Origin of the sequence: Pseudomonas sp. NFIX28, assembly GCF_900107395.1 — a bacterium.
In the GTDB taxonomy this organism is placed as follows: Bacteria; Pseudomonadota; Gammaproteobacteria; order Pseudomonadales; family Pseudomonadaceae; genus Aquipseudomonas.
Map to the genome: position 1 here is coordinate 411874 of NZ_FNPW01000003.1, position 11641 is coordinate 423514.

Here is an 11641-nt window from a genome sequence, read left to right on the forward strand (position 1 = left end):
TACGAACCTGTCCCGTAGGAGCGAGGCTTGCCCGCGAACCAATGGCCCCCCGCCTGCCCGGCTAATAGCAATTGCCATCGGTTTCAGCACAGAACTCGTAGGGCGTGTTGCTGATGAACTTATCGAGCCAGTGGTGCTTCCAGTCCGGCCACTGAATGATGTAGGTCTTGGTGGCCTTGATGAACTCCAGGCCAAAGATGCTGATGCTGTTATCGTCCTCGAACATGCGCAGGTCCAGCGACCAGTCTTTGATCAAGGGTGTGCGATAGACCCGCTGCGGCTCCTTGAGGTCGATGATTTGCAAGTAGCCCTGGCCGCCGAAGGGCACCAGCAGGCCACCGGCCGAGGCATGCTGCAGCAGGTAACGGCCGGAAGGGCTGGTGCTCGAATAGGGCTTGCGCTCGAGCACGGTGTTCAACGCGCAGACGAACACCAGCGCGCAGGCGAACAGCAGCAAAACCAGCACCGTCAGGGTCTTCCTGTACTTCATCGTGCGCCCGCCGAAAAACTGCAATTCATTTGCCCGATCTCCTTGAAAGGCGGCTATTGAACGAGGTCTGGCCAAGCCGATCAAGTTGCGGCACCATCCGCCGCCACACAGCACCTGGCTCCCCAGCCCGCGGCGCTGAAACCTCTTCGGCTGCAAGGATGCGCCCATGCCCTCGCAAATCGTCAGCCTGATGCTGCAAGTGGCCGTCTGGCTGGTACTGCCGTTCGCCGCCCTGCAACTGGGCCTGGTACTGACCCGCGCCGTCGCCGCGCCCTTTGTCTCGGCGGTGGCGGTTCCCTCCGGCGTCCTGTCCCTGGTGCTGATCCAGATCACCCTGGTATACGCCGCCGCCAAAGGCTGGCACGCCTGCGGCATGCCAACCCACTATCGCTGGCTGGGCCTGTGGCTGGGGTGCGTGCTGGTGCTGTATGCCGTGCCGTGGTTGATGTCATTGAGTCAGTAGGAGCCCACGAATCACTGATGCCGTTCATCCAACCCGCCGACCTGGTGCCAACCCGCTGAAAATCAGGGCAACCTGAGGTACAGATGGATGTCCTCGGGCTCCAGGCGATACAGCTCTGGATCGGGGGCCGGCAACAGCTCGCAGCCCAGGCGGCGGTAGAAGTCCACGGTGTTGCGCGACGGCGTGGCCGAGACATACAGGCCTTCGCCGCCCATGCGCTGCGCCTGTTCGGCGGCCAGGCCGAACAGCCGCTGGCCCAGGCCGCGCCCGCGATACGCCCGGCTGACATGCAGGAACTTCAGTTGCCGCAGCCGCAGGCCGGCGTTGTGGATCACCAGGCAATCGACCACCGCGGCGGCCACCAGCCGATGTTCGTCGAACACCCCATACAGCCAGCCGCCACGCTGTTCACACGCCTGCAAGAGCAGCGCGTCATGCTCGGCCTCGCCAGGCGGCCAGCCGCTCACCACCTCGCGCCGGGGATAACCCAGCAGTTGCCCGTCCTGCAGGCGGTAGAACGCCTCGATCAGTTCCGCGCGGTCAATAAGTTTGAACAGCGGGATGTCCCGCGAGGTCAGAAGACGTTCATCGAGCATGGGGGGTTCCTCAAGCCATCCGTGGTTTTACGTATCGATAGTTGGGCATTTTGTGCCTCGGGCGAACCGATTATTCTATCCGCCAGTTGTTAAAAGTCCGTTGTGTTTGGCCGAAGGCATGACCGAACCTCCATTTCCGATCCAGCGCAGCCAGGAAGGCTCGGGATCTCCTGACAAGGTTCACTTATGCATCGCAGGCATCTACTGAAAGCATCCATGGCGCTGGCAGCCTACACCGGCCTGTCGGCCACAGGTCTGTTGGCCACCCGGGCCTGGGCTGGCGCCGCCGACGGCGAAGCGCAAGCCTTCGATTTCGAGATTCTCAAGGCCCAGGCCAAGCAATTGGCCGGCAAGCCATACGTGAACACCAAGCAGGTGCTGCCGCCGACCCTGGCGACCATGACCCCGCAGAACTTCAACGCGATCCGCTACGACGGCAACCATTCGCTGTGGAAGGAACTGAACGGCCAGCTGGACGTGCAGTTCTTCCACGTCGGCATGGGCTTCAAGCAGCCGGTGCGCATGTACAGCGTCGACGCCAAGACCCGCCAGGCGCGGGAAGTGCATTTCCGCCCCTCGCTGTTCAACTACCAGAACACCAGCGTCGATACCGCGCAGCTCAAGGGCGACCTGGGCTTTGCCGGCTTCAAGCTGTTCAAGGCGCCGGAACTGGACAAGCACGACGTGGTGTCCTTCCTCGGCGCCAGCTATTTCCGCGCAGTGGACAAGACCGGCCAGTACGGCCTGTCGGCACGCGGCCTGGCGATCGACACCTACGCCAAGAAGCGCGAAGAGTTCCCCGACTTCACCAAGTTCTGGTTCGAGACCCCGGGCAAGGACAGCACCCGCTTCGTGGTCTATGCCCTGCTCGACTCGCCGAGCGCCACCGGCGCCTACCGCTTCGACATCGATTGCCAGGCCGAGCGCGTGGTGATGGACGTCGATGCACACGTCAACGCCCGCACCGCCATCGAGCAGCTGGGCATTGCGCCGATGACCAGCATGTTCAGCTGCGGCACCCATGAGCGGCGCATGTGCGACACCATCCATCCGCAGATCCACGACTCGGACCGCCTGGCCATGTGGCGCGGCAACGGCGAGTGGATCTGCCGCCCGCTGAACAACCCGGCGACCCTGCAGTTCAACGCCTTCGCCGACAAGGACCCGAAAGGTTTCGGCCTGGTGCAGACCGACCACGAGTTCGCCAACTACCAGGACACCGTGGACTGGTACAGCCGGCGCCCGAGCCTGTGGGTCGAGCCGACCACTGCCTGGGGCGAAGGCTCGGTCGACCTGCTGGAGATCCCGACCACCGGCGAGACCCTGGACAACATCGTGGCCTTCTGGACCCCGAAAAAGCCGCTGGCTGCCGGCGACTCGCTGAACTACGGCTACAAACTGTACTGGAGTGCCCTGCCGCCGGTAGGCACGCCGCTGGCGCGGGTCAACGCCACCCGTTCGGGCATGGGCGGCTTCGTCGAAGGCTGGGCTCCGGGCGAGCATTACCCGCCGGTCTGGGCCCGGCGCTTTGCCGTGGACTTCAACGGCGGCGGCCTGGAACGGTTACCGGAAGGCACCGGCATCGAGCCGGTGGTCACCGCGTCGAACGGCCAGGTCAAGGATTTCCACGTGCTCAAGCTGGACGAGATCCAGGGCTATCGCGTGCTGTTCGACTGGTACCCGACCAACGACAGCGTCGACCCGGTGGAACTGCGGCTGTTTATCCGCAGCAACGATCGCACCCTGAGCGAAACCTGGCTGTACCAGTACTTCCCGCCGGCACCGGACAAGCGCAAGTACAGCTGATGCAGCACTATCTGTAGCCGCTGCCGCAGGCTGCGATGGGCCGCGCAGCGGACCCAGGCTCTTCAGTCGATCCGCGTCGCCTGATTTGCGACCGGTTCCCGGTCGATCGCAGCCTGCGGCAGCGGCTACAGGTTGCCCGCCAGCAAAAAAAAAACCGGCCCTCACAGGCCGGTTTTTTTATGCCCCCGCTCAGCTCACTCGCGCAGATCCGACTCGTGAATCGGCTGGTCGCGATGGGTCGCGCGCTGGTACTGCGCCGGCCAGATCGCCTTGTGCCCGCTCAGGTCGTCGTCGGCATGCAGCGGCCAGTACGGGTCGCGCAGCAGCTCCCGGGCAAGGAAGATGATGTCGGCCTGGCAGGTGCGCAGAATGTGCTCGGCCTGGGCTGGCTCGGTGATCATGCCCACGGTGCCGGTGGCGATTCCCGACTCCTTGCGCACCCGTTCGGCAAAACGGGTCTGATAGCCCGGGCCGGTGGGGATCTCGGCATTGACCGCGGTACCGCCCGACGAGACGTCGATCAGGTCCACGCCCAGGGCTTTCAGGCGGCATGCCAGCTCGACGGTTTCATCCGGGTTCCAGCCGTCCTCCACCCAGTCGGTGGCCGACACCCGGACGAACAACGGCAATTCTTCCGGCCAGACCGCCCGCACCGCCTCGCTCACCTGCAGCACCAGGCGAATGCGGTTATCGAAGGAACCGCCGTACTGGTCACGGCGCTGATTGCTCAGCGGCGACAGAAATTGATGCAACAGGTAGCCATGGGCGGCATGCACCTCGACCACTTTGAAACCGGCGATGAGGGCACGTTTGGCCGAGTCGACGAAGGCCTGGACGATGGCGGCGATCTGCCCTTCGTCGAGCTGGGTCGGCGGCGTATGTTGCGGGTCGAAGGCGATCGGCGAGGGGCCGACCGGAACCCAGCCACCGTCCTCGGGCTTGACGCTGCCATGCTTGCCCAGCCATGGCCGATGGGTGCTGGCCTTGCGCCCGGCATGAGCCAGCTGGATACCGGCGACCGCGCCCTGGGCGGCGATGAACCGGGTGATGCGTTGCAAGGGTGCGATCTGTTCGTCGTTCCACAGGCCGAGGTCCTGGGCGGTGATGCGCCCGTCGGCGGTGACCGCCGTGGCCTCGGTAAAAATCAGTCCGGCGCCGCCCACGGCACGGCTGCCGAGGTGCACCAGGTGCCAGTCATTGGCCAGTCCATCTACGCTGGAGTACTGGCACATGGGCGATACCGCGATGCGGTTGAGTAAGGTCAATTGACGAAGGGTATAGGGCTCAAGCAGCAGACTCATGGGGCACCTCTCGATCAGTGGTCAGGCTCCAGGGTTCTGTTTGAAAAGTCGACGAGTGACTGGAAAGGAACAGCGCCCGCCCCCGCGGGAGAAAAAGGACAAAGACGTCACAAGGCCAATCAAGCAGTGCTTAGAGCCTAGTCGACAACGGCGCGACCAGCAGGGTTCCGACACACTTTGTCAGCGCCTGGCCTGATCCACCGCGGCGTCTTCTTCGCCGGCAAGCCTGGCTCCTACAGAAGCAGCACCCGCAGTCCGTAGGAGCGAGGCTTGCCCGCGAAAGCGTCTGGCCAGGTACACCGCGGCGTCTTCTTCGCCGGCAAGCCTGGCTCCTACAAAGCAACGTCCACCGTCCGTAGGAGCGAGGCTTGCCCGCGAAGGCGTCCGACCAGGTACACCGCGGCGCTTTCTTCGCCGGCAAGCCTGGCTCCTACAGAAGCAGCGCCACCATTCGTAGGAGCGAGGCTTGCCCGCGAAGGCGTCCGGCCAGGTACACCGCGGCGCCTTCTTCGCCGGCAAGCCTGGCTCCTACAAAAGCAACGCCCACCGTCCGTAGGAGCGAGGCTTGCCCGCGAAGGCGTCCGGCCAGGTACACCGCGGCGTCCTCTTCGCCGGCAAGCCTGGCTCCTACAGAAGCAGCACCCACCGTCCGTAGGAGCGAGGCTTGCCCGCGAAAGCGTCCGGCCTGACACTCCGCGGCGCCTTCTTCGCCGGCAAGCCTGGCTCCTACAAAAGCAGCACCCGCCTTGCGTAGGAGCGAGGCTTGCCCGCGAAGGCGTCAGCGCGGTTCGATATGGGCGATCATCAGTTGCACCGTTTCCTGGCCGCGGAACTCGTTGAGGTCCAGCTTGTAGGCCAGCTCCACCCAGCGGATGGTCGGGTTCGGCCAGATGTCGCGGTCGATGCCGAAGGCGATGCCATCGAGCTTCACCGAGCCGCATTCGCTGCGCAGCACCACCTTGAGGTGCCGCTCGCCGACCACGCGCTGCTCCACCAGCTGGAACACGCCATGGAACAACGGCTCGGGAAAATGCTGGCCCCAGGGCCCGGCATGGCGCAGGGCGCGGGCCAGTTCGAGGTGGAACTCTTCCACCGCCAGGGTGCCGTCCGACAACAGGCGCCCGGTCAGGTCTTCCTCGCGCAGCTGGCGCCGCACCTCGACATCGAAGGCCTCGGCGAAGGCCGGGAAATTCTGCTCCGGCAGCGACAGGCCGGCGGCCATGGCGTGACCGCCGAACTTGCTGATCAGGTCCGGGTGCCTGGCCGCCACCGCGTCCAGGGCATCGCGGATATGAAAGCCCGGCACCGAGCGCGCCGAACCTTTGAGCATGCCTTCGCCGGCGTCGGCAAAGGCGATGGTCGGCCGGTGGTAGCGCTCTTTCATCCGCGAGGCGAGAATCCCGATCACGCCCTGGTGCCAGTCGGGTTCGAACAGGCACAGGCCGAACGGCATCGATTCCACCGGCAAGTCCTTGAGCTGGGCCAGGGCCTCGCGCTGCATGCCCTGCTCGATGGATTTGCGGTCCTGGTTCAGCTCATCCAGCTGGCTGGCCATTTCCCGCGCCTGGGCCATGTCGTGGCTGAGCAGGCATTCGATGCCCAGGCTCATATCGTCCAGGCGGCCGGCGGCATTCAGCCGTGGGCCAAGGATGAACCCCAGGTCGGTGGACGTGATGCGCGAAGCCTCGCGCTTGGCCACTTCGAGGATTGCCTTGATGCCCGGTCGCGCGCGCCCGGCGCGAATCCGCTCCAGGCCCTGGTGCACCAGGATGCGGTTGTTGGCGTCCAGCGGCACCACGTCGGCGACGCTGCCCAGCGCCACCAGGTCCAGCAGCTCGCCGATGTTCGGCTGTGGCTGGGTTTCGTACCGGCCAAGGCTGCGCAACCGGGCGCGCAACGCCATCAGCACGTAGAAGATCACCCCGACCCCGGCCAGCGCCTTGCTCGGAAACTCGCAGCCGGGCTGGTTCGGGTTGACGATGGCGTCGGCCGCCGGCAACTCGTGGCCGGGCAAGTGGTGGTCGGTGACCAGCACTTTCAGCCCGGCCGCCTTGGCCGCCGCCACGCCCTCGACGCTGGAGATGCCGTTGTCCACGGTAATCAGCAGCTGGGGCTTGCGCTCCAGGGCCACGGCAACGATCTCCGGGGTCAGGCCGTAGCCATACTCGAAACGATTCGGCACCAGGTAATCGACGTGGGCCGCGCCCAGCAGGCGCAGGCCGAGCAGCCCCACGGTGCTGGCGGTGGCGCCGTCGGCATCGAAGTCGCCGACGATCAGGATGCGCTCGCGCTGCTCCAGGGCGATCACCAGCAAGTCGACCGCCGCCTCGATGCCCTTGAGCTGCTGAAACGGGATCAGCCGCGCCAGGCTCTTGTCCAGCTCGGCCTCGGACTGCACGCCACGGGCGGCGTACAGGCGGGTCAGCAGGGGTGGCAGATCGCCGAGAAACGGCAGGGTAGCGGGCAACTCACGAGGTTCGATACGCATGGGGCGGCAGAGGCTTCTCTTCGATACGGGGGATACGGCAAAACAGCGCGCAGCGCGGCGAACTCAGCGTTCGCCCAACAGCCATTCCAGCTGGACTTCGTGCTGGCCGCGATCGTCGGTGACGAAGATCGTGCCTTCGCTGATCATCACGTCCCACTTGATAACGCGCGGCATGTCCTTGGCGAGGACTTCCAGGACGTCCTGGGGCACGCCGGCGATATTGAGGTTCTTCAGGTTTTTCACCGCGTCCACTACGCGGGTCTGCCACACGCGCAGGCTGCCGTAGGCCAGCAGGCTGGTGCGCTCGGTACGGCGCGAGCACCAGGTCAGGCGCTCGGCGTCCGGCTGGCCGACTTCGATCCAGTGCAGCACGCGGTCGTCCAGGCTCTTTTCCCACAGGGCCGGCTCATCCACTTCCGACAGGCCACGACCGAACGACAGGTGCTCGTTGTACCAAAGGGCGTAGGCCAGCAGACGCACGGTCATGCGCTCTTCGGTTTCCGACGGATGGCGGGCGATGGTTTGCTTGACGCTTTCATACACCCCGCGATCGAGGTCAGTCAGGTTCAATTCAAACTTGTAGGTGGTAGACGGCTGGGCCATGGACGGGGCTTCTTGATACGAGGAAAGGCGGCAAGTCTAACCGATGCATGGGCCAATCCACGAATCGCGCACCATCATCCTTTGGCGAGGGAGCGCCGGCCTATGTTAAAACGCTCTACCGCCCAGTCTCTGTCCTACAGGATCCGCCATGCCGCTTACTGCCAAACCCCTTGCCGGGCTGAAAGTCGTCGAACTCGGCACCCTGATCGCCGGCCCGTTCGCCTCGCGCATCTGCGCCGAATTCGGCGCCGAGGTCATCAAGGTCGAATCGCCGGATGGCGGCGACCCGTTGCGCAAGTGGCGCAAGCTGTACGAAGGCACGTCGCTGTGGTGGTTCGTCCAGGCGCGCAATAAAAAGTCCCTGACCCTGAACCTCAAGCACCCGGACGGCCTGCAAGTACTGAAAAAGCTGTTGGCCGAGGCCGACATCCTGATCGAGAACTTCCGCCCCGGGGTCCTGGAGAAACTCGGCCTGGGCTGGGACACCCTGCACGCCCTGAACCCCAAGCTGGTGATGGTGCGCCTGTCCGGCTTCGGCCAGACCGGGCCGATGAAGGACCAGCCCGGTTTTGGCGCGGTCGGCGAGTCCATGGGCGGGCTGCGCTACATCACCGGTTTCGAAGACCGGCCGCCGGTGCGCACGGGCATTTCCATCGGCGATTCGATTGCCGCCCTGTGGGGCGTGATCGGTGCCCTGATGGCGCTGCGGCACCGCGAGGTCAATGGCGGCCAGGGCCAGGTGGTGGACGTGGCGCTGTACGAAGCGATCTTCGCCATGATGGAAAGCATGGTCCCGGAGTTCGACGTCTTCGGGTTCATCCGCGAACGCACCGGCAACATCATGCCCGGCATCACGCCCTCCTCCATCCACACTAGCGCCGATGGCAAGCACGTGCAGATCGGCGCCAACGGCGATGCGATCTTCAAGCGCTTCATGCAGATCATCGGCCGTGACGACCTGGCCAACGACCCGGCCCTGGCCAGCAACGACGGCCGCGACAGCCGGCGCGACGAGCTGTACGGGGTCATCGATCGCTGGGTCAACTCGCTGCCGCTGGAGCGTGTGCTCGAATTGCTGAACCAGGCAGAAGTCCCCGCCAGCCGTATCTTCAGCGCCGAGGACATGTTCAGCGATCCGCAGTTTCTCGCCCGGGAAATGTTCCTCCAGGCCAAGCTGCCGGACGGCAAGGCGTTCAAGATGCCCGGCATAGTGCCGAAACTCTCGGACACGCCGGGTTCGGCCGAATGGGTCGGCCCCGCGCTGGGCGAACACAATGCCCAGGTGCTGGCCGAGCTGGGTTACGACGCCTCGCAGATCCAGGCGCTGCGCAACGCCGGCGCGATCTAGGAGCGGGCACGATTTCGCGGTAATGAATGTTTTATCGACAAGGATCAGCAGCCTGATGAACCCATGCAGTAGCGGGCGAATGATCCGTGGGATGCGCTTGTTGGGGGTGTTGCTGATGCTCGGCATCTGCCCCCAGGTCAGCCAGGCCAGGGACACCCTGATCTGGGTTTTGCGCGATTTGCCGCCAACGACCATTTTCGAGGGGCCGCAAAAAGGCCAGGGCGTGATCGACCAGGCCTTGCCGGCACTGATGGCCAGCCTGCCGGAGTACGACCATCAAGTCGTGCACGTCAACCGCGCGCGGGGCATGCAAATGCTTCGGGAACAACCCTTCGTCTGCGACCCGGCGCTGATGTTCAGCCCGCAGCGGGCGCAGTGGGTGGCGTTTTCCATCACCAGTTTTCGCGTGTTCAGCAATGGCCTGGCGGTGCTGCGCCGGGACCGTGACGGCCTGCTGCCGTTTATCCATGACGGCCGCGTCGACTTGCGCGCGCTGCTGGCCAGCGCCCCGCACACCGTTGGCGTGGTGGCCGAGCGGAGTTATGGCGAGCAAATCGACACCCTGCTCGACCAGGCGCCGCCCGAAACCTTGATAGCCCACTACGGCAACAACGCCATCGGCAACCTGCTGCAGATGCAACGGCGCGGACGCCTGAAGGGCCTGATCGGCTACCAGCCGGAGATCCGTTTCCAGGCGCAGCAGCAAGGGCTCGACCCGAACGACCTGGAGTTCTACCCGATCCAGGGCATGCCCACCTACCAATCGGTGAACGTCGGCTGCTCGAACACGGCGCGGGGCCGGCAGGCGGTGGAGCGCATCAACCAGGCGCTGCTCGAACTGCGCCAGCACAAGCTGCTGGAGTTATATGCCCAGTGGCTGGAGCCGTCGCTGCGCGCGCAATACCGCAACGACGCCCTGGCGTTTTTCCACGACATGCCGCGGCGCTAGAAACCGCGGGCAAAAAGAAACCCCGAGAAGTGGGGAGACGACTCGGGGTTAAACGTGGTCTGACACCAGACCCGTGCAACAGGCGACAAGCACCGGAGCACAATGCTCGCTCCTGTTGCCAAGGGTCTGACTGATGGCCGATGGCGAAGGTTCCGCGAATGTTCCGATCAGCGCGCGGTATCGAACGCCTTCTCCCGGGCCACGTTACGCAAGGCCGCGATGACACAGGGTTCCAGGCGGCCTTCAGCAATCAATACGTCGCGATGCAGGCCGTCGACGACATCGGTCAACTGGCGTTTGTCGGTCAACTGGGCCTGGCTGAACTCGCGCTCGACCACAATGGCTCCCAAGGCATTCTTCAGGGTCACCAGGCATTCCCCCGGCGCGCGCGGAGTCAGAGTTACCTGATACGGGCTCAAAGCTTCACCCAACAATAGGCTGATACTTTCCATCTCGATCACCACTCAATAGCTCTAGTTAAGGCTCGAATTCACGAATGCCGGTCGCTTTCTGGCATTCAAGTGACCATCGCCCAGAGAAGAAAGTTCGCAACCGACAAGGGTTGCCGACCTGAGTCGATCCAGCATGCCCGCAAAAGATGACAGATAAAAAACACCCCGTATCAGACTAGAATCAGCACGTCAGACCAGAAACGAACGTGACGGCGCCGGCTGTTCGATCAGCGCCTCGACCTTCTTGTAGCCCGCTACCGCCTGGCGGCAGGAGTAGCGGCAAGGGTGGATTCGCACCGGCATCGCGACCTGTACCCGGGGCGGGGCTTCAGGCCTGGTGCAGGTCTTTCTGGCAGATGGGGGTGTGGCCATGGGGCCCTCTCCTCGAGTGGTTGGCAAAGCCCGGCGGCGCAGCGACGATTGTTGCCCGGCTGTTGGGTTTGTCCGAAATACTGCCTTCTCACCGGAGCGAGTCTTGAATCAAACGTCCAGTAAAAAACTGCGAATCGTCCTGGCCGACGATCACCCGATTTTCCTTATCGGGCTGCGGGCTGTCCTGGAGCGCGACGAACGCCTGGCGATCGTCGGCGAAGCCAGCTCGCCGACCGCGCTCGGCGAGCTGCTGCAAAGCTGTCCCTGCGACCTGCTGGTCACCGATTTCATGATGCCGGGGGAACAGCAGAACGACGGCCTGCGCCTGATCGAGCAGGTGCGCCGGCATCACCCGCAACTGCCGATCGTGGTGGTGACCATGCTCAACAATGCCGGGCTGTTCCGCTCGATTCTCGACCTGGGCGTCATGGGCCTGCTGAGCAAGGCCAGCCTGGCCGATGAACTGCCGGCGGCGATCAGCCATGTGCGCCGCGACAAGGTCTTCGTTGCCCAGGCCATCCGGCAGCTTCTCAGCCTGGCGGGCGAAGTCGGGCCGGACCGCTTGTTGTCCGGGGAACAGTTGTCGCCCCGCGAGCTCGAAGTCATCCGCCTGCTGGCGGCCGGGCTGACGGTCGGGGAAATCGCCGCCCAGCTCAACCGCAGCAAAAAGACCGTCAGCACCCAGAAAGTCAGCGCCATGCGCAAGCTCGGCCTGTCCAGCGCCGCGGCGCTGTACATCTACGTGCAGGAGCACGGGCTCGCCTGAGCAGCGG

Annotated in this window: 11 protein-coding genes; 5 read left to right on the forward strand and 6 right to left on the reverse strand. The window is 64.5% G+C overall.

The annotated features are described in order from the left end of the window. Window positions 1-61: 61 nt before the first annotated feature. A complete protein-coding gene (locus tag BLV20_RS08290) occupies window positions 62-490 on the reverse strand; it encodes a hypothetical protein (protein WP_256577706.1) in 429 nt (142 codons plus the stop codon). A gap of 166 nt (window positions 491-656) precedes the next feature. Between BLV20_RS08290 and BLV20_RS08295 the strand changes: the two genes are divergently transcribed. Then, window positions 657-953, forward strand: a complete 297-nt coding sequence (locus tag BLV20_RS08295) for a hypothetical protein (protein ID WP_092299554.1) — start codon at window positions 657-659, stop codon at window positions 951-953. Between the two features lie 62 nt (window positions 954-1015). Here the strand turns inward: BLV20_RS08295 and BLV20_RS08300 are convergent, their stop codons facing one another. Further along, on the reverse strand, window positions 1016-1549 hold the full coding sequence (locus tag BLV20_RS08300) for a GNAT family N-acetyltransferase (protein WP_092299557.1): 534 nt from the start codon (window positions 1547-1549) through the stop codon (window positions 1016-1018). A 186-nt stretch (window positions 1550-1735) separates the two neighbouring features. Between BLV20_RS08300 and BLV20_RS08305 the strand changes: the two genes are divergently transcribed. Continuing rightward, complete coding sequence (locus tag BLV20_RS08305; protein ID WP_092299560.1) at window positions 1736-3355, forward strand: glucan biosynthesis protein D; 1620 nt, start codon at window positions 1736-1738, stop codon at window positions 3353-3355. Between the two features lie 194 nt (window positions 3356-3549). Here the strand turns inward: BLV20_RS08305 and BLV20_RS08310 are convergent, their stop codons facing one another. From BLV20_RS08310 to BLV20_RS08320, 3 genes are all read right to left on the reverse strand, one after another. Then, window positions 3550-4656 carry an NADH:flavin oxidoreductase/NADH oxidase gene (locus BLV20_RS08310; RefSeq protein WP_092299563.1) on the reverse strand — a complete coding sequence of 369 codons (1107 nt, stop codon included), beginning with the start codon at window positions 4654-4656 and terminating at the stop codon, window positions 3550-3552. 778 nt (window positions 4657-5434) lie between these two features. Next, window positions 5435-7144 (reverse strand): single-stranded-DNA-specific exonuclease RecJ, encoded by a 1710-nt coding sequence (recJ, locus tag BLV20_RS08315; RefSeq protein ID WP_092299566.1) that lies wholly within the window; start codon window positions 7142-7144, stop codon window positions 5435-5437. A 63-nt stretch (window positions 7145-7207) separates the two neighbouring features. After that, complete coding sequence (locus BLV20_RS08320; protein WP_007923023.1) at window positions 7208-7747, reverse strand: YaeQ family protein; 540 nt, start codon at window positions 7745-7747, stop codon at window positions 7208-7210. Window positions 7748-7895: 148 nt separating this feature from the next. Between BLV20_RS08320 and BLV20_RS08325 the strand changes: the two genes are divergently transcribed. Next, on the forward strand, window positions 7896-9095 hold the full coding sequence (locus tag BLV20_RS08325; protein ID WP_092299569.1) for a CaiB/BaiF CoA transferase family protein: 1200 nt from the start codon (window positions 7896-7898) through the stop codon (window positions 9093-9095). 55 nt (window positions 9096-9150) lie between these two features. Then, on the forward strand, window positions 9151-10044 hold the full coding sequence (locus BLV20_RS08330) for a TIGR02285 family protein (protein ID WP_256577707.1): 894 nt from the start codon (window positions 9151-9153) through the stop codon (window positions 10042-10044). Window positions 10045-10211: 167 nt separating this feature from the next. On the opposite strand, the gene BLV20_RS08335 is transcribed toward BLV20_RS08330, so the two are convergent. Next, complete coding sequence (locus tag BLV20_RS08335) at window positions 10212-10496, reverse strand: DUF3509 domain-containing protein (protein ID WP_092299821.1); 285 nt, start codon at window positions 10494-10496, stop codon at window positions 10212-10214. Between the two features lie 475 nt (window positions 10497-10971). Between BLV20_RS08335 and BLV20_RS08340 the strand changes: the two genes are divergently transcribed. Beyond that, window positions 10972-11634 carry a response regulator gene (locus BLV20_RS08340; RefSeq protein ID WP_092299572.1) on the forward strand — a complete coding sequence of 221 codons (663 nt, stop codon included), beginning with the start codon at window positions 10972-10974 and terminating at the stop codon, window positions 11632-11634. Window positions 11635-11641 lie beyond the last annotated feature (7 nt).

Bases quoted from the DNA above. Each gene is read 5' to 3' on its own strand.
- BLV20_RS08290 (WP_256577706.1), bottom strand. From the start codon at position 490: ATGAAGTACAGGAAGACCCTGACGGTGCTGGTTTTGCTGCTGTTCGCC.
- BLV20_RS08295 (WP_092299554.1), top strand. From the start codon at position 657: ATGCCCTCGCAAATCGTCAGCCTGATGCTGCAAGTGGCCGTCTGGCTG.
- BLV20_RS08300 (WP_092299557.1), bottom strand. From the start codon at position 1,549: ATGCTCGATGAACGTCTTCTGACCTCGCGGGACATCCCGCTGTTCAAA.
- BLV20_RS08305 (WP_092299560.1), top strand. From the start codon at position 1,736: ATGCATCGCAGGCATCTACTGAAAGCATCCATGGCGCTGGCAGCCTAC.
- BLV20_RS08310 (WP_092299563.1), bottom strand. From the start codon at position 4,656: ATGAGTCTGCTGCTTGAGCCCTATACCCTTCGTCAATTGACCTTACTC.
- recJ (WP_092299566.1), bottom strand. From the start codon at position 7,144: ATGCGTATCGAACCTCGTGAGTTGCCCGCTACCCTGCCGTTTCTCGGC.
- BLV20_RS08320 (WP_007923023.1), bottom strand. From the start codon at position 7,747: ATGGCCCAGCCGTCTACCACCTACAAGTTTGAATTGAACCTGACTGAC.
- BLV20_RS08325 (WP_092299569.1), top strand. From the start codon at position 7,896: ATGCCGCTTACTGCCAAACCCCTTGCCGGGCTGAAAGTCGTCGAACTC.
- BLV20_RS08330 (WP_256577707.1), top strand. From the start codon at position 9,151: ATGAACCCATGCAGTAGCGGGCGAATGATCCGTGGGATGCGCTTGTTG.
- BLV20_RS08335 (WP_092299821.1), bottom strand. From the start codon at position 10,496: ATGGAAAGTATCAGCCTATTGTTGGGTGAAGCTTTGAGCCCGTATCAG.